A 24,822-nucleotide genomic window follows, 5' to 3' on the forward strand; every position below is an offset into this window, starting at 1 on the left:
TGGCAAAATGCCGGCTCTTGCGTGTGTCGTATTTGTCTGGAGATTGATGAACCGTGTTCAATGCCTTAAACGCAGAAGATGCTCCGCAGCCACCAAAGGCGCTCACTACCCCTTTGGAAATTGCCGCCAATCTGCGGTTGCTGCAAGAGAGCCATGATCCACTGATCATCACTTTTCATGAGCGCACCCAGCGCTTTCAGAGCTATCTGGTCGAAGTCGATCGAGACAGCACCATGATCGCCCTGGACGAGATGATTCCTCGCGATGGCGAACGCTTTCTGCTCAATGGCGAAGCGTTTCGCGTCGAAGGTTTCCACGACGGCGTGCGGATTGCCTGGGAAAGCACCGGCACTCTGACGATCGACGAATCCAATGGCAGTCGCTGCTATCGCGGCACAATGCCTGATGAAGTGGTCTATCACCAACGTCGCAATGCGTTTCGTGCAGCGTTGAAACTGGCTCAGTTGGTCAACATCGAACTCGGCGGCGAAAAGCTTAAAGCCCCGATCAAGGGTAAACTGCTGGATATCTCGGCTACCGGCTGCAAGTTGCGCTTTGAAGGCGACATCTCCGACCGCCTGCAACTGGGCGAGGTCTACGACCGATTCATTGCCGCCCTGCCCTTCGGCAAAATGACGGCGCCAGTCGAATTGCGTTATCTGCATCACGAAGAGCGGATCGACACCACCTTCGCCGGCGTACGCTTTCACAACATGAGCGGCCAGGTTCAACGCCAGGTCGAGCGTTTCGTCTATCAGCTTCAGCGCGAAGCACGCCGCTTTGATAAAGACGATTTCTGAGTCAACACCTCAATAAAAAACGGGCAGTCCCTTTCGGTGACTGCCCGTTTTTTTCTAAGGCCTTACCTGAGTGAAGCTTTGCGCAGGCTCCGGATCTGGCTCCTCGGGCGTTACATCCACTTCGTGCTCCGGCTCAGGCTCCAGGTTTACAGCATTTTGCATCTGTTCGTGCACGACCTGCTCATCGACCCGCGGGTCAAGCGCTGCCACCAGAGGCGAGCTCGACATACTGTCTGGCATGGCGACGTGATGCAGAGGCGCATCATCGACCTGATGCAAGTTTGTCACCGCTTTAGGCCGAATGCGCCACACCAGCACCAGCGCGAAAAAGCTGAAGAACGCATAGAGCATCTGACTGCCAAACAGCTTCATCAGCACACCCGCAGCCAGCGGCCCGATGCTTGCGCCGACGCCATACGTCACCAGCAACATTGCCGTTAGGGAAACCCGTCGGTCGCCTTCGACATGGTCATTGGAAAACGCCACCGCCAATGGATACAGACAGAACTGCACCAATGAGCAAAGGAAGCCGGCGACAAACAACACTTCAAGTGGCACCTCGGGCATTATCGCCAAAGGCAACGCGGCCAGCGCCAGAGAAAACGCAAAGCAACGGATCAACAACGCCCGATCATAGCGATCCGACAACCAGCCCAGCGGCCACTGCACCACCAAACCCGCAAAAATGCAGCTACCCATGAACAGGCCGACCTGCTCCGTGGAAAGCCCCTGCTGAGAGGCATACAGCGGCGCCAGACCGTAGAACGAACCAACGATCAACCCCGCCCCCAGCACGGTACTCAACGATTGCGGCACGCGTTTCATAAAGAAACGCGGCTCCATCGGTGCCGGATGCAGGGGCGCCGGGTGAATGCGCCGGGTCATGGCGACGGGCACCAGGCACAAGGCAAAACACAGTGCGACCAGCATCAACAACTCCAGACCCAGCGCCGGGTGCATGACCAGAATCAGCTGACCCAGGACCAACCCGAGGTAGGAAGCAATCATGTAGCCACTGAATACCAGGCCACGCTGCCTGGCTTCAGCCTGCTCATTCAGCCAGCTCTCGATGACCATGTACTGGCACATCATGCCCAGGCCGACGATCATCCGCAGGAACAGCCAGGCCGGCAACCAATCCACCAGACCATGCCCCAGCACCGCCGCGCCGACGATGCCGGCGCAGGTCGCGTAAGCCCGGATATGCCCGACCCGGGCAATCAGCCGGTGACCAATTTTCCCGCCCAGCACCAGGCCGGAATAGTTGGCGGCCATCAACGCACCGACCCACAAACCGTCGACATGGTCGGCAGCCAGGCGCAATGCCAGGTAAGTACTGAGTAAGCCCGAGCCGATCAGCATCATCAGCGAGGCGAAATAAAGCGCTCGAAAGGATTTCCAGATTTGGCGCATCGGCGTTCCGAGCGGCTCCTTGAATTGTGCATCGGGCTACCAGAAACGATAGCCCGACGGCGACGGGTCGGTTATGCCTGGGCCGCTAAAACACGCCGCTCCCAGGGCGTTATTTCATCATGGAAACTGCTCAACTCCATGGTCTTCGAAGCAATGTAGCCTTCGATGAACTCCTTGCCGAACAGTTCCTTTGCCAATTGGCTACGCTTCAGACGCTCAAGTGCTGCATGCAAGGTACAAGGTAACGACAAACTTTCCGGCACTTCAAATTCCCCCTGGACAGCCGGGGTCGGCTCCAGCTCGTTTTCTATGCCGTGAAGCCCGGCAGCGAGACTCGCGGCAATCGCCAGGTACGGGTTGGCATCGGCGCCAGGCAAGCGATTCTCGACCCGTCGCGCCACAGGCGAGCTTGCCGGAATCCGCAAACCCGCAGCCCGATTGTCGTGTGACCAACAGGCATTGTTCGGGGACGCGTAAGGATGGCACAAGCGTTGATAAGAGTTCACGTTCGGTGCAAAAAGCGCGGTGAAATCCGCCATGCCCGCTTGCTGACCACCGATAAAATGGCGGAAGGTCGCGGTCGGCTGGCCGGCATCGTCGTTGAACACGTTACGCCCGGTACCCAGCTCCACAATGCTCTGGTGAATATGCATCGAGCTTCCCGGCGTATGCGCCAACGGCTTGGCCATGCAGACCACCGTCAAGCCGTGCTTGAGTGCGACTTCCTTGAGTAAATGCTTGAACAGCAATGTCTGATCGGCCAGCAGCAACGGATCGCCGTGCAATAGATTGATCTCGAACTGGCTGATACCCATCTCGTGCATGAACGTATCGCGCGGCAAACCCAGCGCCGCCATGCATTCATACACTTCACTGAAGAACGGCCTCAAGCCATTATTGGAACTGACGCTGAAAGCCGAATGACCTTCCTCACGACGCCCGTCCAGACCGACCGGCGGCAGGAACGGTTGGGTCGGGTCGGTATTGGGTGCAAATACGAAGAATTCCAGCTCGGTCGCCACCACCGGCGCCAGACCTCGAGCCGCGTAACGTGCGATAACCGCCTTAAGCTGACCGCGAGTCGAAAGACGAGAGCTTTCTCCAGTCAACTCGTCTGCATCGCAAATCGCCAAAGCCCGAGGCTGCTTGCTCCAGGGCAGGCGATGGATGTGTTTTGGATCAGCATTGAGTGCCAGATCGCCGTCATCGCTGCCGTAAAAACGCACCGGCGGATAGCCGCCCATGATGCATTGCAGCAGCACGCCCCGCGCCATCTGCAACCGCCGCCCCTCAAGGAACCCCTCGGTGGTCATCACCTTGCCCCGCGGCACACCGTTCAGATCCGGAGTGACACATTCAATCTCATCAATGCCCGTCAATCGCTGCACGAGTGATTTGTGGCCATCGGTAGTCATGACTCAATCCTTGTTACTGTGCAAGCCGCGAACGGCGACCCGTACAAAATACGCACCACCCGTTCAGGATTTCAAGCAGGCACACGCAAAAAGCAGAGATATAGGGCGCAGGTCAGCAATGAAGTGAAGGCTGAAACGATAATTCAGGATTTCAGAGACAGGTTACGCAGGTGCACAATTGCAGCCCTTTGTCGTCAGCGCAGGCGCTCAAGGAAGATAGAGACTAAATAGTGCGCCCCCCAAGGGGCCGCCATTGCTGATCTCGATACGTCCATGCATGCCGTTGCGCTGATGCAGCTCGGCAATACGCGCGGCGAAGTACAGGCCCAGGCCAGTGCTGCCACTGCTCTGGTTGATGCCCTGCACGTAATCGGCCTGACGCTCGATCATCTGCCGCGGGTAACCGGCCCCATCGTCATTGACGCACAATACCAGCTGCCCAGCCTCCTCACGGACGCTGATCAACAGGGCATGGCGGGCGTAACGGATGACGTTGTTGACGATGTTGGCCACCACCGAGCCGATCAGTTCCCGATCAAAGAAACCGAGGGGGCTGAAGTCATCGACTTCATAGGTCGCGACAATGCCACGGCTGCTCAGTACGTCCTGGTGACATACCAGCTGCGCTTCGATGAAGTCATCGAGCTCATGGTAATCAGGCTTCAACGGCAGCTGGTTGACGCCCAGTTTGTACAGGCCCAGCAACTGCACCAGCATGCCATTGAGGTGAGCGAACTCGTACTCGATAACACCTTGCTCGCCGGTTTGCCGCTGGGAGTCAGGCAACCGTGCGAGCCACTGAGCGTGGGCCTGCATGAGCATGGCCAGGGAGTTCTTCATGTCGTGTACGGTGGAGGCAATCACCGTGGAAAAGTCGAGCCCCTTGTCACCGTCATTCATTCGCCAAAGGCCTTGCTTCGCAGCTTCTGGTAACGCGGATAGCGCGCGTCGCTCTCGGGCATCATGCCAACCATTTTCAAGCAGGCCCGGCACTCTTGCAGCAGTGCCGTGTCGAGACTGGCATCGGCCCCGTGCAACAGCGATTGCGCCATGTTCAGGGCGATACTGATGTTTTTCGGTTGCAGCACCAGCGCGCGACGGAAAAGCTCCCGGGCTTCGGCCAAAGTACCTGCCTTGTAACTGCGCACACCCTGGCGGTTCAGATCGGCCGCAGCGTTGCCGGAATTGAGGATCGCCGGGTCGTCGGTCAACTTGGCAATACCCTGCATCACCGCCGGGTCGTCACCATAGATTTCCGCACAGTTTTTCAGCATGGATGCACCGGCATCCGCCTGCCCCAATTGCTGGAGTTGTTTGGCAACCAACAGCGCCGCGTCGGCACTCATGAATTGCTCCATGCCCTCAAGACGGGTCATCGCCTGCTCGGTCAGCTTCTCGGCGGTTTCGGCATCGTTGAGCAGCAGGCTGGTGGCTTTCATCAGCCGTGCGCGCACCTGCAGCCCTGGATCGTTGACGTTTTCCTTGGCAACCTCGCTCAGGGTCTGATTGATCTCCAGCCGGGTCCGCGTATCCAGCCCTCTTTCACTGCCTTTACTGATCAACGCCTGGGCCAGACCGAGATTGCTCTCCGGGTCCTTGAAACGCGACTGCTGTCCCTGGGCTACAGCCTGGCGGTAGGCTTTCGACGCACTTTCAAAATCCTCGTTAGCCAACGCCAGTTTGCCGAGCAGCGATTGTCGGCGCACAGCCAGTGGCGACAAGCGAACGGCTTCCTCCAGCACACTCTGTGCGCGCCTGGAGTCTCCTTGGGCGACCAGCACATCAGCCATTCCGTCGTAGAGCGCCGGCATCATCGGGAAAGCCTTCAGCGCCGTTTCGTACAGAGTCTGTGCCTGGCTGACCTGCCCTCGCTTGAACAGCGACCGACCCAATCCCGCATAGGCCCAGGGCAAAGGGCGGTCTGCCAGAATGGTGTTGAGAAAGCGCTCCAGCGCCTCATGCTGATTAAGATCGCGCAGGGCATCAGCCCTGAACCGCAGGCACAACGGAGCAAACCGCGGATCCTGCTTGCAAAGGGCGGCGCAGGCAGCCAGGACTTCGGCGGGCTTGCCCCGATCGAGGGCTTGCAGGATTGGCTTGAGCAACGTCTTGCGCTGCACCAGCTTCTCTAGCCGCTGAGCCAAACCTGCGCGATTGAAGGGTTTGGTCAGATAAGCGTCCGGCTCATGCTCAAGGGCACTGAGCACCATGGCCTGACTGGTCTCGGCAGTGACCATGACGAACACGCTTTCATGGCTGATCAGCTTGTCGACCATCAGGTCTTCGAGCACCTGCTGACCGTTCTTCCTGCCGTCCCCAAGATGGTAATCCTGCAGGACGAAGTCGTAGCGCTTCTGCGCGCACATGCGCAGCGCCTGCTCACCCGTGTCGGCCGTATCTACGTCCTTCACACCCAGCTCGCGCAACATCGACCTGACTGAAGTGCGGAAATCAGAGAAATCATCGACGATCAAAAAACTTTTTTGTTGGTACGCCAGCATCGAAGATTCCAGGCAAATAAGAAGATGAACCCAAAGGAAAATGCAAGGACGAGCTCAGCTTCGCTGCCCATTTCGGCGCGCAGATGATAGCCAGTAGCCATGGGCTATCAAGCAATTTTACACAAACCTTCAATTACGCTTGCCTGCCGCACGCTTTGGGCTAGATCTACGGGTTTCCCTGGCACTGGGGCAGCTAACGAGGAGAACTGCCCATCGGGTTATCGGCCACTTGCCGCGTTCCCTTATAGGTACCGAGCAAGTAATCGCCTATTTACCTGGTGCAGTGGTGCGACTCGACTCAACGGGAGCGGATCAATGCCGCTTATGCGACACCTGCACTACCTAAACCCCGCCAACCCCACGATTCAAGACTCGCATTCCCAGCCTGCCAAGACGGTGATATCATTTTGGTGCGAGCGCAGAGCATGCTGACTCTCCCTTTAGACGTTAAAAAACGTCAGGAAATTTATATTTGATCTGCCAATCCATGAGGATCTCGCTCAAGGATATGTACCTGAATGACGTCAAGGATTGAGCAACTGATGCAGCCGTTTAGCATGTCTCCCGCAGTAATGATCAACAGCCTTCGTGTAAATCGAAACTTGATCCACGCCTTGATCCACAGAGAAATAGTCGGCCGCTACAAAGGTTCGATGCCCGGTATTTTCTGGTCGCTCTTCACCTCCGTTTTCATGCTGCTGGCCTGGCTGGCATTCTACGTGGTGCTGTTCGGGTTTCCCCCCGTAACCATATTTCATTTACCGTTAGTACTTCACCCCCTTGCACTGCTGACACCTGGAGTCTCCTGGCTCCTCGCGTCACTAAGCGTGTACCTGCGTGACATTGGCCTGTTCGTCGGCATTATTACCATGCTCATGCTCGTCCTCTCGCCAATTTTCCATCCTCTCTCGGCGCTCCCGAAAAACGAGCATGCCGCCCTGCAGATGAACCCGCTAACCTTTCCAGTAGAAATGGCTCGCAATGCCCTTTTCCGGGGTACGGCTCCACATTGGGGTAGCTTGGCCGGTTATACGGCCGTAGCTCTATTGGTTGCTTGGGCCGGGTTCGCCTGGTTCCAGAAAACACGAAAAGGCTTTGCCGATGTCATCTGAAGTTGCTATCCAGGTCGAACAACTCAGCAAGCTCTATCATGTCTATGAAAAGCCCGCACACCGTCTGTTGCAGATGCTCTCGGGACGGCGCAAGCAGTACTTCAAAGCTTTCCCCGTGCTAGACGATGTCAGCTTCGAGATAAGAAAAGGCGAAACGGTTGGCATCATTGGCCGTAACGGCAGTGGTAAGTCGACTTTGCTCCAGATGATCTGCGGCACGCTTAATCCAAGCAGTGGCCGCATTATTACCCATGGCCGTATTGCTGCACTGCTGGAACTGGGGTCTGGATTCAACCCTGAGTTCACGGGCCGTGAAAACATATATCTTAATGGCGCATTACTTGGCCTTACCTCCGCCGAAATCGACCAGCGCTACGCGGCTATCGAGGCTTTCGCCGAAATTGGCGAATACATCGACCAGCCCGTCAAGAGCTACTCCAGCGGGATGTATGTTCGCCTAGCGTTTGCAATCCAGGCCAATATTGATCCAGAAATCCTGATTGTTGACGAAGCCTTGGCGGTCGGCGACGCTTTTTTCGTTCATCGCTGCATGGACCGCCTGCACCAACTCCAGGAACGTGGCACCTCCATCCTGCTGGTGACCCACGACAGCATGCTGGTCAAACGATTCTGCGACCGGGCAATATGGCTGGATCAAGGCCGGATTCGAAGCATCGGCGCGTCCAACGAGGTCGTCGACAGTTACCTGGCCTGGCTCTTTCAAATGCCCGTTGCCACTCCAGAAACGGAGCTCGCCCCTGCCCTCTTCTCGTCCTCTAACGGCGACGAAGAACATATCGCCAACATTGACAGGCGTCTGGGAGACCAACGCTGTCAGATAATCGGTGCACGCCTTTACGATAAAGACCGAACGCCGACCGACGAAGTGCAAGGCGGCTCAGATGTCATCCTTCGATTCACCGTGGCCAATGCCAGCCTGACCCCGGATAACTCGCTGATATTCGGCTATATCGTCAGAAACTTCAGAGGCGAAGAAATAGCTGCAACCAACACCCGACTGGAGTGCATGACGGCAGAGCGATTCACCTCTTCTGGCGAGCGCATGACCATCGAAGCGCGCATCCACATTCCCCTCCTGCACCCGGGGCACTACTCCATAAGCGTCGGCGCTTCCTATGAGCAGGACGGTGGGTGTCAGCTAACGCTGGCGGATCGAATAATCAATTCAATTATCTTCAGCGTAAGTTGCCACAAGAAAATCAGCACAATGACCTGTTTCGATACCCAATTCAGCGTCCAGCGGGCATCGCAATGTTCATAATATTTGGCAGCCCACGCTCGGGCACGACATTCCTCAAAGAATCGCTCAACCAGAATCCGGCAATCGTTATTCCACACGAAACCGACTTCATTGTTCCACTCGCGTTCTTGATCGACCGTATACCTAACGCTCAAATCGGTCGCGAGCTGGTTGCAGAAATGATTGTTTCGACCAAGGACTTCGCTGCCAGCATTGGCTGCCACCTGAGCCCCAGCGAGGTCAAGGCATGTATTTACAACGCCGACTATAAGGTGCCTGCGATACTCGAAAGCCTGTATGCGTCAATCGCTCAGAAGACCGGTGCCATTATCGCTGGCGATAAATCACCCAATGATCTGGGTTCGCTTGGAATTTTGCGTAATACCCAATTATTCAAATCGAATATCAAACTGATTCATATCGTCCGTGATGTGCGTGACGTCGTGTTGTCTCTGCAAAATACATCCTGGGCACCGCAAAACATTGAGATGACGTTCCCCGGCATCTGGAACACGACCAACCTCAACTTGCAACGCTTTGCCTCACAAAATCCTGAGAATTACTTTTTTCTCCGTTACGAGGACTTCATCGAAGACCCCGCAACAATGCTCAAGCAAATGTGCAACTTCCTCCAGGTGACATTCGACTCTCGGATGCTCGACTGGAAGAGTTTCGGTAAAGACCTGCGACACCTGCCACATCATCAGAACCTTGGCCAGCCACCAATGAACGGCCGTTGTTACAACTGGAAAAGTCTCGGCGATGCATCCTGCCACCCTTGGGCAGAAAGAGCCCGGGAGGCGCTGCAAGAGTTTGGCTATGAACTTGCGCCGGCAATGTCCAGCGACTCCGCAAAGTAAAACCCTTGCCCACCAAAACTTAATTTTCAAAGCGCGCCCCCGTGACCATAGCACCTATCAACTCCAAGCCGACCGCAACAGCCAAAGGGACAGAAGACCGCATGGAACAGATCGACCGCCTTGTTGATCGCATCGAAAAACTGGCTCTTTCAGCAGAAAGCAAATCGGCCGAAGGCCTGCATTTAGTCAAAGAGATCGAGAGCAGAGATCGACTGCTCTGCGAGCTACGCGCAGATGAACAAGAGCTTCGCAATCGTCTTTCACTTCAAGGCCGCGAACTCGAATTGCTGCTAGAACAGCACGCACAAATCGAGGCTCAACTGCAGACGACTGAGCAGCAGCTCAAAAATGCCGAACAATTGCTCCAGGCGAAAACCAGCGAAGCCGTGGCCATTTCCGATTGGGCAGTCGACTTACGCACAAAGCTGGCCTTAAAACAGGCGGAATTGGTCAAGCTCTCGGACTGGGGCAGCACCATCGAGCGCACGCCGCTGCGTTACTTCATACGCAAACAGCTTTTTAAATGGTCGCGCAGAATTTACGCACTCCTGCCGCTCACACTCGCTCAAAAGAGCAAACTGGCACGTAGTATTCGACGCTGGTTAAAAACCAGTACAGCAACATCCGCCGAGTCATCTTCGTCGTCAAAAATCACGACGCTGCCGAGCGTACCGCCTCAAACAAAAGTAAATGTACAGTCTTCAGCTGCACAGCCTGTAGTGCTGATGTTCGGCGTCATTGACTGGCACTTCCGTATTCAACGCCCGCAAAACCTGGCCAAAGAGCTGGCGAAAGCAGGTCAGACGACGTTTTACATCTCAAATAACTTTCTTGATGACGATGCCCCGGGCTTCGAAGTAGAAAATCTGGATGAGGCGAGCGGACTGTTCCAGGTCCGCCTGAAAGTCAGCGGTGCACCACCTATCTATTATGCGCCACCCTCAACCGCAGCGATCTCGCAACTATGCCAAAGCCTGGCGCTGCTCATGCAGTGGGCGAATGTCGATGCCGTGCACTGTATTGTCCAGCATGCCTACTGGTTCCCACTCGCAAGGCGCATTCCCAACTCCACATTGATCTATGACTGCATGGATCATCATGAAGGCTTTGGCAACGTCGCTCAGGAACTGCTTGATCTCGAAATAGCCTTGATGCGCAGAGCGGATCTGCTGGTGGCAACGTCCGACTGGATCGAGCAGCACGGCAAGCGTGAAAACCGCAATGTGGCGGTAATCCGCAATGCCGGTGAATACAGTTTCTTCAGCCAGCGACCAGAAAACATCTACCAGGATCCCGAGAATAGAAAGATCATCGGTTACTACGGAGCCATTGCCGAGTGGTTCGATCTGGACCTGCTCAAGCAAATCGCCCAATCCTTCCCACAGCACCTGATATTGCTGATTGGCAACGATACGGTAAACGCCAGGAAATACCTCAAGGCCTACCCGAATATCCTCATGGAAGGAGAAGTCCCCTACTCCTCCCTCCCGCACTATCTCCATGCCATGGACGTCTGCCTGCTTCCGTTCAAAGTCATTCCTCTGACACTGGCCACCAACCCGGTGAAGGTCTACGAGTACTTGAGTGCAGGCAAACCCGTGGTTTCGGTGAAACTGCCGGAGCTCAGCCAATTCGGAAAACTGGTCAAGACAGCTGAAAACCCTGCTGATTTTGTCACGGCAATAGATGAGGTCCTGAAAAGCCTTCCGGAGCCAGAGTCCGCGCTTCAGGCACGTCAATTATTTGCAGAGGGTCAGACCTGGCAGCATCGAGCCGTAAGCCTGCGTCAATCGATCGATACACTGCCAATGCCCAAAATCAGCGTCGTGGTGTTGACCTACAACAATCTGGAGTTGACCAAAAACTGTCTGGACAGCCTGGTGACTCATAGTAACTATGCCAACCTTGAGATTATCGTCGTCGATAACAACTCCAGCGACGATACCCCAGCGTTCCTGAAAGCCTGGGCCGAGGGGCATTCGAACCGAATCATCATCCTCAATCACGACAACAAGGGTTTCGCCGCAGGCAACAATCTAGGTCTTGCAGCGGCCAGTGGTGATTATCTGGTTATCCTGAACAACGATACCGTTGTCACCGCTGGCTGGGCCAAGGGTTTGATGCGCCACCTCCTGGACAACCAGGACATCGGAATCGTTGGCCCGATCACCAACAATATCGGCAATGAAGCACGAATCAGTACCCGCTACACCCAGATAACAGACATGCACATCGAGTCTGCCGAAATCACACGCGCACGGATGGGCAAGTGGTTCGAAATCAATACATTGGCATTTTTCTGCGTCATGTTCCCGCGTTCGACCTACGAAAAGATCGGTGGCCTTTGCGAAGAGTACGGACTGGGCTTTTTCGAGGATGACGATTACTGCCGCCGTGTGCAGCACATCGGTATGCGTGCGGCCTGCGCCGAGGATGTTTTTGTTCACCACCATTTGTCTGCCTCGTTCAATAAATTGGGAGCAGAGAAAAAACAAGCGCTCTTCGAAAAGAACAAAGCGATATATGAGAGCAAGTGGGGGGCCTGGACCCCGCACACGTATCGAGACGCTTGAAAAACTGTTCAAGCGATTTGTACACCATTAACGGCTGAACACCAGAGACGATATTTTGCACAGAGACAGCATAAAATACGCAGTGATACTGGCCGTTTTATTGGCAACTACTGTGGTCAGTGTGTACGGATTTTCGACTTTCGAAATTCCCCACCGGGACAAGAACATCCTGGCGATAGTATTGTCGGCTTTATGCTTGGCCGCCCTGACTTTCTTTACCCGCCGCTCACCGATCGTCCTCGGTGCCGGGTTGATAGCCTGTGTCTCAATTGCCTGTGGACACGCGTGGCCGATCATTGTCGTGGCGGTGTTCGGTCTTTCCTCAACAGTGCTCGGCAGATGTATCCTGGGCCACAGGATCTCCGCCAGTTGGCCAACCCACCTCCTGATCGGAGCCGGCGCGTTCGGCACATTCACAGGCCTGGCAGCGTATTACACGATCAACTACTCCTGGCTTTATTCTGCAATGCTTTTGCTTGCGCTTTTGTTGGGTAGCAAACACACCGCATCGATTTATCATGAGCTGCTTATTCGAATACGAACCGCCCGATCTTCAGGAACGGTTACCTGTACGACGCTCGATATTTTGATCTCCAGCTTCGCGTGTTTGTACGTATTGATCGCGTTCATGCCAGAGATCGGACATGACGCTTTGGCCATGCACCTATTCGTCCCCTCCCACATGGCCCAGCAGCATAAATGGGGGTTCGATGCACAAAACTATGTATGGGCCGTAATGCCCATGCTCGCTGACTGGATCTATAGCATTGTTTACATGCTGGCCGACGAGACTGCGTCGCGCCTGATCAACTCCGCATTCATCTTGCTCGTTGCGTGGCAAGTCAGGGAAATGGTGATCTGGGCAGGAGGAACCGCGACCAGTTCCCGCTGGGCGATGCTTATCTTCCTGTCGACACCACTAGCCTTTGCCGAAAACAGCAGCCTGCACATCGAGGGTGTGTGGACCGCTTTTGTCATGGCCGGAACACTAGCAATACTGAAAGTTTCAAGTTCGACCCCTGACGCCAGGGAGCGACTGTCGCACCTTCTCCTGGCAGGTGTCATGCTGGGCTTTTCGCTGGCGGCCAAGGCCGTGACGCTGAGCGTTCTTCCTGTCCTTCTAGTTATTCTCTTATCGCAATACAAAGCTTGGGCCATACCGGGAGTCATCCGGACCATCCTCCTGGGCAGTGTTTGTTTGATACTGGCGGGTGCTATCCCTTATGTCTCCGCGTGGTACTTGACTGGCAACCCCGTCTTCCCGTTTTTCAATGCCATCTTCCAATCTCCATTCTGGCCAAGTCAGAACTTCGATCCCTCGGCGACCTTTGGCACCGGGGTTTCATGGGATACGCTCTATCGAATGGTCTTCAATTCAAATCGATACATTGAAGGCAAAATCGGCGCGGCAGGCTTCCAATGGCTACTGCTCCCCACCGCCGCAGTCGCTCTCGTCCTGAGTGGCAACAGAAACGCTTTACGTATCCTGCTTATCGGCGCAGGAGCATTGTTCATGACGTTTCAGTCCACTGCGTATCTACGTTATATATTCCCTTCTTTCGCACTACTGTCAGTCGTACTTGTCCTGCCCTTCTCCGACACCAAAATATTTCCCAAGACAGCAGGAATTATTGCCGGGATCCTGTTGATCACATCAAATATGTGGTTCCTCCAAGCGGCCACCTATTATGGTCAGCTAGTGCCGTCCGCCTTGCTCAGTGCCACAGGTCGTGATGCCTACCTGTCTGAACGCTTGCCGATACGGAAAATAGTCGACATCGTCAACGCACTCAATACAGAACACCGTCGCGTTGCAGTCTTTGCGTCCCCATTGACGGCGGGATTGAACAGCGATGCCCTTTACGCATCCTGGTATAACGTAAAATGGAAGGCCGAGTTCGATGCCGCCACCACTGAATCCCAACTTGTGCAGTTATTGCTGAGTCGCCAGGTCGATTGGCTGATCATCGATTCCTCGCAACTCCCTGAGGTTCAACTTAACCGACTACTCAAAGTGTCCTCCCCGGTCGCAACATTGACTGGAATCGAACTACGGAAATTCAATGATGCCTATCGCTACAGCCAGGAACGCTTGTTGAATACGGAGCTTTCCAACCTCGATGGCTGGACGCTGACTTCTCCATCGAGCTATGACGGCGCCCGGAAAATTCTTACGGTTAGTGTGAGTACACCCGCAATTCAGGCCGTCGAAGTGACGCCAGGACAAAGCTTTAAGAACAGCGTGCTCGCGCGCTGCTCTACCGCACCGGCACCAGGGCGAATTCAAGTCAACTGGATGGATGCCAAAGGCTCCTTCATAAGGGCCAGTATTGAGACGTTTGACTGCAAAACAGAATGGACAACTCATGAGATGACGGTAGTTGCACCGCCAAATGCTCATTCCGCTGTCATTTATGCTTCAGGCCATACTGAAACTCCATTGGAGTTCAAGTCACTCTCATTCAGACAATAGTCAGCGATATCGATGAACTTAAAAATAGAGCTTTCCACTGAAGAACAGCGTGTCGCGGTAGTGATCCCAAGCTATAGAGTAACCGCACACATAGCGGGTGTGATTGAAGCGATAGGCCCCGAAGTATGGCGTATCTATGTCGTGGATGACGCCTGCCCGGATGGTTCCGGTGGACATGTAATAACCTCTTGTTCCGACCCCAGGGTCAGGGTGCTACCCCATGACTTGAACAAAGGCGTAGGCGGAGCGGTGATGACCGGCTACCGAGCAGCCATTGCCGACGGCGCGAGCATCATTGTCAAAGTGGATGGGGACGGCCAGATGAATCCGGCTCTGATCCCGCTCTTCATTGAGCCCATCCTGGCAGGGGAAGCTGACTACACCAAAGGCAACCGCTTTTTTGATCTGGAGGAAGTTCAATCAATGCCGCGCGTTCGCCTCTTCGGCAACGCCGTATTGTCGCTGATGGCCAAACTATCAACAGGCTACTGGGATCTGTTCGACCCCACCAATGGCTATACCGCGATTCATCGTGACGTGGCAAGACTATTGCCTCTCGATAAAATCAGTGAACGCTATTTTTTCGAGACTGACATTCTATTCCGCTTGAATACCTTGCGCGCCGTTGTTGTTGATGTACCAATGGAAGCCAAGTATGGCGAAGAAGTCAGTAATCTTAAAATCTCGAAAATCATCGGCGAATTTTTGTTCAAACACAGCAGAAATTTTGCCAAGAGAATTTTCTACAATTACTACCTGCGGGACATGTCTCTCGCATCGATCGAGTTACCGGTTGGAGTTTTGATGCTCTGTTTCGGTCTGATCTTCGGCAGCTTTCACTGGTCTGAATCCGCTAACAATGGCATCCCGACGCCCGCTGGCACGGTCATGCTCGGTGCGCTTCCCATACTCATGGGATTGCAGTTGATTATGGCATTCCTTGGCTATGACATCGCCTCCGTTCCAAGCAGGCCGAGGCATGCCAAACGCCGTAACGTAAACCTGATGCGGGAAGACACCAAATGAAAGCGCTGAGAGACTTTTTGTCGGACCCTTCGCTCAAGACACTAGACGTCGATGGCGCCGAACGCCTTGAACTTCATGAAAAGGTTCTTCAGCGTAAGCGAATGCTGCGTGAAGTATTCATTGAGTTCCATCATTTATTTAATCGTCTGGCAGACCGTTACTTCAAGGTCGAGGGCCTTGAAGTAGAGCTTGGCGCCGGCATTGCCCCCATGCGCGACTCTTACCCTGAAGTATTGGCCTCGGATATTGTATTCGCCAAACACCTGGACCTGGAGCTGAATGCCGAGTCGATGAACCTGGATGATCAGTCGGTCAAAGCATTTTACGGGCAAAACTGTTTTCACCACTTCCCTCATCCCGACCGTTTTTTCGCGGAAATCGACAGGACATTAAAACCGGGTGGCGGAGCAATCCTGATCGAACCTTTTTATGGTCCTTTTTCAGCCTTTATCTATAAGCGCCTATTCAAATCCGAAGGGTTCGACATGAACTTTGAGTCGTGGGAAACACCTGCGACCGGCCCTATGAACGGCGCCAACCAGGCCCTCAGTTATATAGTCTTCGTACGAGACAGAAAGGCGTTCGAACTCAAACACCCTACCCTCGAGATCGTTCACCAGGAAATATGCGGTAACTACCCGAGGTACCTGATCTCTGGCGGGCTAAACTTTCGCCAACTGCTACCTGACCCATTGATTCCCTTGATAAAAGTCGTCGAAAAACTGCTTTACCCTTTAAGGCGTATTCTCGCACTCCACCACATCGTCGTTATCAGGAAAAAATCTTGACGTTTATCAAGTACGGTGTCATCCAGCTCTTGGCTTATGCCTTGGATATGGGATGTTTTCTCTTATTGATTTTATTATTCAAGGATGAGCCGATTCTGGCCAATATTGCCAGCAAGCTCATCGCGGGAGTCTTTGCGTTCTTTTTACATCGACACTTTACGTTCAAATCGACCAGCGGCAGCAGCAAGGCGCAAGCACTTCGCTACTTCTCCTTACTCGCCATCAACCTACCATTTTCATCAGCCTTGTTTGCCGCAGGCCTGTATTTCGTCAATAGCCCCACACCTGTCAAGTTTATCTCGGACGTAGCCTGCGTACTCTTGACCTACTGGATAATCAAACTGTTCGTATTTCATCCCGATACGACCAGGCCTGCCCCGTCCAATGGCCCTGAAAGCTTATGAGCATGAAACTTCTCATTACCGGAACGACAGGTTATATCGGTCAGCGGCTGGCATCCCTGGCGATAGATAAAGGGTACGAAATCATCTCCGCTACACGAAAGCCCTGCCCCCCGGCTTATACGTGGCTGCCTTACGACCTGCATGGACAAGCACCTGAATGCCCGGCGGGGACCCAGGCCTTTGTCCACCTGGCCGCGGACACATCGAAAAGTGCTCAGATTTCCTCGGAAGACGAAGTACAGGCGGCACAAGCGTTGATCCGCTGCGCCACACAAGTCGCGGCCAGGTTTATCTTCATATCCAGCCAGACTGCCGCATGCGAGGCCCCTAGCGCTTATGGCCGAACAAAGTGGCGCATCGAGCAAGAAGTGCTAGCCGCTGGCGGGATCGTGATCAGACCGGGACAAGTGTATGGCGGTCCAGAGAACGGGCTCTTTGGAATGTTATCAAGGCTGGTTCGTCGTTTTCCGGTCATTCCGATACTTCTACCCGCGCCCCAGGTGCAACCCGTGCATGTCGATGACCTTGCGGCCTCGATCCTGACCATCGTCGAGCGGGAAGATATTCGGGCAGAGACTTTTAACCTGGGCTCTGTGCAACCGGTTTCCTTTGGTCGCTTTCTCATGTCGATCGCCGACAACCGCATAAATGCAGTTCGTCTTCCAGTACCCTTCCCGGTAGCGCCCATCAAACTGCTCGGGTTGTTATTAGGGCAATCCCTGTGCGTGAAACTTGGCCTTGACCGCATTTTTTCACTCATCAACCTCCCGCACATGGACACCGAGATATCCATGCGACGACTGGGCATTGAGCTTCGACCGCTTGCTAGTGGCATGCATCGTTCAGGTCGTGGTCATCGCAGGCAATTACTCCAGGAGGGGATTGTGCTCTTGAGTTACTTACTCAAAAGCCCTCCGGAACAGAGCCTGGTTCGTCGTTATGCAAACGCCCTTGAGCGCACAGGCAGAACCCAAAAGGTAATCAGCTCACGCTTGATGGTGCGATGGCCGGCTCTCCTGGCCCTACTCGATAATCACAACTTCCTGAACCAGCCTTATGGTCGGGAATTATCCTGGCGGCTGCAGGTTGCAGTCAGCATCGCCGAGGCCAGCCCTCAGGGCGCAAGCGTATTTCTAGGCCCGCTGCAACAAGGCAACTTCTTCACGACCCTGATATCGCTGGGGCTGACCGCGGCTAAAGAGCTTACGTGGCGGATATTCGCCCTGCTGTGCCAACCCTTTGCTCGTCATCTATTTCTTGAAAGTGAAATCAAGCGTGAAGCCTGAGTTCGATGTAATTATTGTAGGTAGCGGCCCGGCTGGTACGTCTGCCGCCTATCCGCTCGTTAAGGCCGGATTGAAAGTGCTCATGGTAGATGCCCAAGCCGCGTCAGGCTCATCCGCCGTGCCGACCGCCCCGTACCTCGCCAGCCGGTCGAACGACAAGCATCAGTGGAAATGGATGATAGGCGAGAACTTCCATGCCTTGACCCAGCTGGATGCCGTGTCCCCCAAACTGAAAACCCCGACCCATGCCCATGTCTTTCAGGGGTTCAGTGCAGCCAATCACATAGAAGTGAACAACTTCATCGGCATAGGATCACTGGCAACCGGCGGCTTGTCGAATGCATGGGGCTGCGGTGTCGCACGCCTTCGCGCCAGTGACTTTCCTGGACTTTCCATCGATTACGCAGAGCTGGAGAAGTCCTACGAGACAGTCTCCCGGCGTATGGGCATCAGTGGCCAGGTCGATGACGACCTCTCAGGCTATTTTGGTCTTGATGAGTGGTCACAGCCACCATTGCCTCTGGATAAACTGCACCAACGGTTGCTCGATAACTATACCCGGCGCAGACAGGCGTTCCCCGACCTGGGTTTTCGCCTTGGCCGCTCGCGGGTGGCAGCCTTGAGTCAAAATCTGGAAGAACGAAAAGCCTGTGATCTTTCTGGAAACTGTCTGTGGGGTTGTCAGAATCAGGCGCTGTACTCCGCCTCCCTGGAACTTCCGAAGCTCAAGCAGTACCCAGGATTCCAGCACGTCCAGGATTTTTTGGTGGACGATCTCCTTAAGCAGGACGGCTCATGGACGATCACTGATCAACGTTCATCCAGGCGTTTTTCCGGCCAACGACTTCTACTGGCTGCAGGCACTCTGGCGTCGACCAGACTAGCCCTCAAGCACCTTGACTACACGCTACCGCTACCGCTGCTGTCGTCGCCGACAGCGGCCTTCCTGCTGTGGCTGCCAAGAATGTTGGGAACCCCTAGAGTTTCGACATTTGGCCTGGGCCAGTTGTCGTTCTCACTTGATATTGCTTCAGGCACTACAGCTTTCGGTTCGACTTTCAGCACTACGGGCTTGCCGATGTCCGAGTTCGTCAGCCGTGTTCCCATGAGCAAGCGCTACAGTGTCGAACTGCTGAAAAACCTCCTCAGTTCTTGCCTGGTCGGAAATATCTTCCTTCCAGGCCACATGTCCAAAAACACCGCCGTATTGGGCGCTGATGGTTCGCTGCGAATCAATGGCGGTCTGCAACCCGAGACGAACGCGATCATGAAAAGCGCCGAGGTACTGCTGCGTAAAAGCTACTGGAAAATGGGCGCGGTATTGATGCCTATGAGTTTCACCGTCGGCAAGCCGGGGGCAGATATCCACTATGCAGGAACCCTGCCCATGCACCCGACCCCCAGACTTGGACAGACAGATATTTTTGGAGAAGTGGCAGGACTCCCCGGCGTACACATCGTCGATGGGGCTTGCCTGCCAAGCCTTACAGAAAAGTCGCACACACTAACGATCATGGCCAATGCGGACCGGATAGGGCGCTCACTTGCAACACAGGTATAGGAAGTAGAAAGGAATGACCCACAAGGTACTCTGCATCATCGGTACTCGCCCTGAAGCCATCAAGATGGCTCCCGTGATCAAGGCCCTTCAGGCCGAAGGAAATATCAATTGCCGGGTGCTGGCCACGGCCCAGCATCGCGGCATGCTTGATCAGGTGCTCGAATTCTTCGGTATTACTCCCGATATAGATCTGGACATCATGCGTCCCAATCAGTCGTTGACGACGCTGACCGCACGGTTGCTACTGGATCTGGATGTCGTCCTGCAATCCGAGAAACCGGATGTAGTGCTGGCTCAAGGTGATACGACAACAGTGATGAGCGCGGCATTGGCCTGTTTCTATTTGCGGATTCCCTTCGGTCATATCGAAGCTGGCCTGCGCACCGGCGACATGCACAACCCATTCCCCGAAGAAGCCAACCGCGTGATCGCCGGTAAACTGGCCCGTTGGCATTTCGCGCCGACTCAGGGTTCCATGGACAATCTACTGCGTGAAGGCGTAGCCCCAGCGGATATCACCATGACGGGCAATACCGTCATCGATGCTTTGCTGATGACTGCTGCACGGACACTGCCGCTCGATATCGACCTGGATTCGAGTAAACGTCTGGTTCTGGTGACGTCCCATCGTCGAGAAAATTTCGGCGAGCCATTCCAGAATATCTGCCAGGCACTGAAAACGCTGGCTGAGCAAAATCCGGATATCCAGATTCTTTACCCTGTGCACCCCAACCCAAACGTCAAGGATGTTGCCTACCAGATACTTGGCCGCACACCCAATATCGTTCTTTGCACTCCGCTTGACTACGCACCGTTCATAGCAGCGATGAAACGCTCTTATATGATCATCAGCGACTCCGGTGGTGTGCAGGAAGAAGCACCAGCGCTCGGCAAACCGGTTTTGGTACTGCGCGAAGAAACCGAACGGCCGGAAGCCGTAGACCTTGGCGTGGTCAAGCTTGTAGGCGCCAATCGCGACACCATCGTCGAACAGGCGCAGCGCTTGCTCGACGATCCTGAGGCTTACAAGGCCATGGCTCGTGGAGTTTCCCCTTATGGCGATGGCAAGGCGGCAGAACGCATAGTCAGCGTGTTAAGGCAGCATTTCCAATAATGCGAATGATCTACCTCTCGCCAGTTCCGTGGGCCAGCTACAGCCAGCGCCCGCATCACTTCGTCAACTGGCTGAACAGTCAGACAGGAGAGCCGGTGCTGTGGGTGGACCCCTATCCGACACGCCTGCCGTCGCTGCACGACTTCAGGTCCAAGCCGCCTGTTGCCGACCAGCAAAGCGTTGCGGTTCCATACTGGCTGCAGATATGTAAACCCCTGGCGTTGCCGATCGAGCCCATTCCGGGCTCGAGCATCATGCAGAGGCTGCTCTGGCGCGATATCTTCAAGAAGACCGCAGCGTTTTCGGCTGGTCGGCCGTGCATGATTTGTGTCGGCAAACCATCCGAGCTCGCCCTGCAACTCTTGGCGCGCATGCCAGACAGCTATGCCGTCTATGACGCCATGGACGATTTTCCGGCCTTCTATCAAGGGCTTTCACGACGCGCCATGGAGGGACGCCAGCATCGACTCATTAGCCGGGTGTCTAAAGTACTGGCGTCTTCCACCGCCATTCGCGACAAACTCCTGGGCAAAACTGACAAGGTCGAACTGGCCCTTAATGCTTGTGATATGCAAGAAATTGCGCCCGTCGAAAGCCTCGATCTGGGCACCAAGCAGCGAATACTGGGTTATGTCGGTACCATTGGCCATTGGTTCGATTGGGATCTGGTCATCGCACTGGCGCGAGCCAATCCTGAAAACCGGGTCCAGTTGATCGGCCCCGTATTCACCCCTGCGCCGTGCACCCTGCCCACCAATATCGAGTTATTGCCCGAGTGCTCATATACCGATGCCATAGCGGCCATGGCCGCTTTTTCGGTGGGATTGATTCCATTCAAACTCAACCGCCTGACCGCTTCAGTCGACCCGATCAAATACTATGAATACCGCTCCCTCGGCCTTCCGGTCATATCCACCCATTTCGGTGAAATGACGCAACGAGGCAAGGAGCCTGAAGTGTGGCTAGTCGATGACCAGTCCGATTTACACAACATCAGCCTGGAAGCTCTCAACTTCCAGAGCAATCACTTGAGCATTCGCCAGTTTCGCCAGGATAATCTTTGGTCGACCCGCTTTGCGGCAACCCGACTACAGACACAAGCACACGCGGTGCTTACTGTGCCGGGCTCAAGTACGCAACGGAATGCCATATGAGTACGCGCGCTCAGCATCACTTGGCCAATAAACGTTTCCTTCAGCACTCACACTGGATTTAGCTATTTCATGGCAGACAAACACCCCCCCCTCCTGGTTTGGCATGGCAGTCAGGTCACACCCGAGGACCGTCGGCAGTTGCTGACGCAGAAGCCGATTACGATCTGGCTCACGGGACTAAGTGCTTCAGGAAAGTCCACCCTTGCTTTCGCCCTTGAGCGGAGCCTGATGGACAGGGGACAGCTGTCTTTTGTGCTCGATGGCGACAACGTCCGCCATGGACTCAATAACAACCTGGGATTCAGCCCTGAGGATCGTGCCGAAAACATCCGTCGGATTGCAGAAGTATCGAAGTTGATGAATTCGGCCGGCATAATTGTCATCGCTGCGTTCATCTCACCCTTCAACCATGACCGCAACCTGGCACGCAAAGTCATAGGGACCGAGAGCTTTCGCGAAGTGCATGTCAGTACCTCACTGGCCGTCTGCGAGTCCCGGGACCCTAAAGGGTTGTACAGCAAGGCAAGAGCGGGAACATTACCGGAGTTCACCGGTATCTCCTCCCCTTACGAAGCCCCTGAGCGTCCAGATCTGAGAATCGACACCGATATCTCGACGCTGGAAGACTCAGTTGATCAACTGCTCAAACTGATTGACTCGGTCTATACCTCAAATCAATGATCCAGAAGCCCTGAAACCTGCCGATAATGCCCTTGATGACTCTGTTGACCCTGTTGACAGAGGCAACAATCGACTTTCAGTTGACTCGGTCATAAACGGCCCCCTCAAGCGTCCCTTCCCCAGGAACAAAACAAGCATGACCCATGCGTTCGAAAATCTGCTGGTTTCCTCGCCCAATGGAGGTGGGCTGCTATTTATCCACCATGGCCAGGTGTTTCGTCTGGATGACATCAACACGACAGGTATCAGCCTGAGTGACGGCAAATTTTTGAGGGGATTGCAACCAGAGGGTTTGGTGTTTTACCAGGGCAACCGCACCACACAAGACTTGGGAACGCCGATTCATGACATCCATGATGTACTGATCGCGGACCCCGCTCTTTATGCGGTGGGCACAACAGCCAATGAAATCGTGCAGCTAGACATGAATGCGGCAGAGGTTCGTAGCTGGCGATTTCCTGGTGAAGACGATGCACGGCATATCAATTGCCTGACACAGTGGAATCAGCACATCGTGTTTTGTGCCTTCGGTGATTTCACAACCCACCGTCAGTACAAAGGTCAAACGGCTCAAGCCGGCTTCGTCCAGGACTTGCACACTGGAGAGCGCCTGATCGAAGGACTGTCACAACCTCATAGCTTGATCGCCTTTGGTGACAACCTGTTGCTCGCCAACTCCGAAACCAGAGAGCTACGCGAATACGACATCAGCGGGAGCTTGTTGAGAAGCAAGACGCTGGACGGGTACACCCGGGGTATCTGTATTCAGGGCAGCACTCTGTATATCGGCCTGAGTCGCTCACGCAATATCGATAGCAGCGCAATAGTGAACGCAAATCTGGTCGCGCTGGATGCTCAAAGTTGGCAGGAAACAGGCCGTATAGAATTACCGGTATCGGAAATCTACACCGTACTTGCCGTCGACGAACCTGACGCGCTCCCAGCCTTACTCGCGGGGATCAGCCAGCGCGCAGCAACTGATTATCGTCAATCCATAAACTCACGTGACGCACAAATCCAGGAGCTCGCGGAAAAGGCCGAACGATTCAAACTGATGAGTGGGTCGCTTGAGGAACATCTCGACACTCGAAATAAACAGTTTACCGAACATGTCGAGGCGTTGACCGAGCGCGATGCCCGCATTGCCGAGCTACTGCAGGCAAACGCATTACTGATACAAAAGCTCGAGCGCTACGATGCTCTCCATGCTGAAGATCAACTCAAGTTCGCTCAGAATGCGTCAAGCATCAAACTGCTTGAAGATGCACTTCAAGAGCAGTCAAGACAGTCCGCAGCCCTGCAAGAGCAATCCAACGATGTCTCTCGGCAACTGCTTGATGCCGTCGTTCAGATCCAGGCTCAAGAACAAAGAACTCAGAGCCTGGTCGCCGAAGCAACAGACAGGGAAAACTTTGTAGCCGAGCTCAAAGCCAAACACGATGTCACTCAACAGCAACTGGATCAGATCACTGAACGGTCCATGGTAAAGAAACAACAGCTCAGTCAGCTGTCGGATGTGCTTCAGGAAAAAAATGATCAGCTGGACGCCGCTCGTGCTTTGTTAGTCGATGTGACTCAGCAAAAAGATGAACAGCTGGACGCCGCTCGCGCTTTGTTAGTCGATGTGACTCAGCAAAAAGATGAACAGCTGGAAGCGGCTCGCGCTTTGTTGGTCGATGTGACCCAGCAAAAAGATGTACAGCTGGACGCCGCTCGCGCTTTGTTGATCGATGTGGCCCAGCAAAAAGATGTACAGCTGGAAGCGGCTCGCACTTTGTTGATCGATGTGACTCAGCAAAAAGATGAACAGCTGGAAGCGGCTCGCGCTTTATTGGTCGATGTGACTCAGAAAAAAGATCAGGAGCTGGAAGCGGCTCAAGGTTTGTTGGCAGAACGTGATTCGCAGCTGAAGATCATCAGCCAAAAGCTCGAAGATAGCGAACAAGTGGCCCAGCGATTACTCAACAGCAGCTCCTGGCGGCTGACACGCCCCATCAGAGGCATTCGACGCTGGCTGAGACTTTAGCCTACAACACTGAGACTCAGAGGCGTTGTGCGTCTTACTCCAGTGAACAGGTCTGAGAGCCAGAACACAGAACAGCTACTCGAATAACACGATCATCAGGCGACTATTACCCTTCACGCCAAGATGGTCGTGATCGGCAATCTCGTCATCGATAAAACCGATTTCATTTATATACAGGCTTCGTGCCCCCGTCTGTCTCTCCCGGCTCTTGACCTGACGGCGCATTATCAGACCGCAAATACAAATCCGACTGCTCTGAAATAACGTCCATACGTGTAGGGGCAGCCGGTCGACGCCCGAGTGCGCGCCATGGCGTCTTGGAAATCGCCATCGCGAGCCAGCCCGCGCCGACAAATCGCGCGCAAAACAAAACC

General features: G+C 54.4%; 20 protein-coding genes. 15 read left to right on the forward strand and 5 right to left on the reverse strand.

The window, feature by feature from the left end:
* The first annotated feature begins 53 nt into the window (after positions 1-53).
* A complete protein-coding gene (locus AC07W5_RS21090; RefSeq protein WP_494993651.1) occupies positions 54-800 on the forward strand; it encodes a flagellar brake protein in 747 nt (248 codons plus the stop codon).
* Between the two features lie 54 nt (positions 801-854).
* On the opposite strand, the gene AC07W5_RS21095 is transcribed toward AC07W5_RS21090, so the two are convergent.
* The 4 genes from AC07W5_RS21095 to AC07W5_RS21110 all read right to left on the reverse strand — a co-directional run bounded on the left by AC07W5_RS21095 (position 855) and on the right by AC07W5_RS21110 (position 6,129).
* Entirely contained in the window at positions 855-2,213 is a 1,359-nt protein-coding gene (locus tag AC07W5_RS21095; RefSeq protein WP_494993650.1) for an MFS transporter, read from the reverse strand.
* A 71-nt stretch (positions 2,214-2,284) separates the two neighbouring features.
* Positions 2,285-3,526 carry a glutamine synthetase family protein gene (locus tag AC07W5_RS21100; RefSeq protein WP_494993853.1) on the reverse strand — a complete coding sequence of 414 codons (1,242 nt, stop codon included), beginning with the start codon at positions 3,524-3,526 and terminating at the stop codon, positions 2,285-2,287.
* A 309-nt stretch (positions 3,527-3,835) separates the two neighbouring features.
* Positions 3,836-4,528, reverse strand: coding sequence for a sensor histidine kinase (locus tag AC07W5_RS21105; RefSeq protein WP_494993649.1), 693 nt, complete (start codon positions 4,526-4,528; stop codon positions 3,836-3,838).
* A complete protein-coding gene (locus tag AC07W5_RS21110) occupies positions 4,525-6,129 on the reverse strand; it encodes a response regulator (RefSeq protein ID WP_494993648.1) in 1,605 nt (534 codons plus the stop codon). The genes AC07W5_RS21105 and AC07W5_RS21110 overlap by 4 nt, the downstream gene beginning before the upstream one ends.
* A gap of 542 nt (positions 6,130-6,671) precedes the next feature.
* Here AC07W5_RS21110 and AC07W5_RS21115 point away from each other — a divergent pair.
* The 14 genes from AC07W5_RS21115 (at position 6,672) to AC07W5_RS21180 (ending at position 24,448) form a co-directional block, all read left to right on the forward strand.
* The gene (locus AC07W5_RS21115) at positions 6,672-7,241 is read left to right on the forward strand and encodes an ABC transporter permease (RefSeq protein ID WP_495024252.1); all 570 of its coding nucleotides are present in this window, start codon (positions 6,672-6,674) and stop codon (positions 7,239-7,241) included.
* Positions 7,231-8,523, forward strand: a complete 1,293-nt coding sequence (locus tag AC07W5_RS21120; RefSeq protein WP_495024253.1) for an ABC transporter ATP-binding protein — start codon at positions 7,231-7,233, stop codon at positions 8,521-8,523. The genes AC07W5_RS21115 and AC07W5_RS21120 overlap by 11 nt, the downstream gene beginning before the upstream one ends.
* Positions 8,514-9,362, forward strand: a complete 849-nt coding sequence (locus AC07W5_RS21125) for a sulfotransferase family protein (protein WP_495012962.1) — start codon at positions 8,514-8,516, stop codon at positions 9,360-9,362. Before AC07W5_RS21120 ends, AC07W5_RS21125 begins: the two co-directional genes overlap by 10 nt.
* 101 nt (positions 9,363-9,463) lie before the next feature.
* Entirely contained in the window at positions 9,464-11,935 is a 2,472-nt protein-coding gene (locus AC07W5_RS21130) for a glycosyltransferase (protein ID WP_495024254.1), read from the forward strand.
* 196 nt (positions 11,936-12,131) lie between these two features.
* The gene (locus AC07W5_RS21135) at positions 12,132-14,408 is read left to right on the forward strand and encodes a phospholipid carrier-dependent glycosyltransferase (RefSeq protein ID WP_495024255.1); all 2,277 of its coding nucleotides are present in this window, start codon (positions 12,132-12,134) and stop codon (positions 14,406-14,408) included.
* A 12-nt stretch (positions 14,409-14,420) separates the two neighbouring features.
* Positions 14,421-15,434, forward strand: a complete 1,014-nt coding sequence (locus tag AC07W5_RS21140) for a glycosyltransferase family 2 protein (protein ID WP_495024256.1) — start codon at positions 14,421-14,423, stop codon at positions 15,432-15,434.
* Positions 15,431-16,222: a class I SAM-dependent methyltransferase gene (locus AC07W5_RS21145; protein ID WP_495024257.1), complete on the forward strand. Its 792-nt coding sequence runs from the start codon at positions 15,431-15,433 to the stop codon at positions 16,220-16,222. The genes AC07W5_RS21140 and AC07W5_RS21145 overlap by 4 nt, the downstream gene beginning before the upstream one ends.
* Positions 16,219-16,626, forward strand: coding sequence for a GtrA family protein (locus tag AC07W5_RS21150; protein ID WP_495024258.1), 408 nt, complete (start codon positions 16,219-16,221; stop codon positions 16,624-16,626). Before AC07W5_RS21145 ends, AC07W5_RS21150 begins: the two co-directional genes overlap by 4 nt.
* Positions 16,627-16,628: 2 nt before the next feature.
* Positions 16,629-17,912: an NAD-dependent epimerase/dehydratase family protein gene (locus AC07W5_RS21155; protein WP_495024259.1), complete on the forward strand. Its 1,284-nt coding sequence runs from the start codon at positions 16,629-16,631 to the stop codon at positions 17,910-17,912.
* The gene (locus tag AC07W5_RS21160) at positions 17,866-19,473 is read left to right on the forward strand and encodes an FAD-dependent oxidoreductase (protein WP_495024260.1); all 1,608 of its coding nucleotides are present in this window, start codon (positions 17,866-17,868) and stop codon (positions 19,471-19,473) included. Before AC07W5_RS21155 ends, AC07W5_RS21160 begins: the two co-directional genes overlap by 47 nt.
* A gap of 13 nt (positions 19,474-19,486) precedes the next feature.
* Entirely contained in the window at positions 19,487-20,587 is a 1,101-nt protein-coding gene (wecB, locus tag AC07W5_RS21165; RefSeq protein ID WP_495012956.1) for a non-hydrolyzing UDP-N-acetylglucosamine 2-epimerase, read from the forward strand.
* 5 nt (positions 20,588-20,592) lie between these two features.
* Entirely contained in the window at positions 20,593-21,741 is a 1,149-nt protein-coding gene (locus tag AC07W5_RS21170) for a glycosyltransferase family protein (protein WP_494993636.1), read from the forward strand.
* A 69-nt stretch (positions 21,742-21,810) separates the two neighbouring features.
* Positions 21,811-22,422, forward strand: coding sequence for an adenylyl-sulfate kinase (gene cysC / locus AC07W5_RS21175; protein WP_494993635.1), 612 nt, complete (start codon positions 21,811-21,813; stop codon positions 22,420-22,422).
* Between the two features lie 136 nt (positions 22,423-22,558).
* Positions 22,559-24,448, forward strand: coding sequence for a DUF4915 domain-containing protein (locus AC07W5_RS21180; RefSeq protein WP_495024261.1), 1,890 nt, complete (start codon positions 22,559-22,561; stop codon positions 24,446-24,448).
* A 75-nt stretch (positions 24,449-24,523) separates the two neighbouring features.
* Here AC07W5_RS21180 and AC07W5_RS21185 read toward each other — a convergent pair.
* A partial coding sequence (locus tag AC07W5_RS21185) for a hypothetical protein (protein WP_495024262.1) occupies positions 24,524-24,822 on the reverse strand: 299 nt, incomplete at its 5' end.

Source organism: Pseudomonas sp. GW821-FHT01E05, assembly GCF_059422425.1.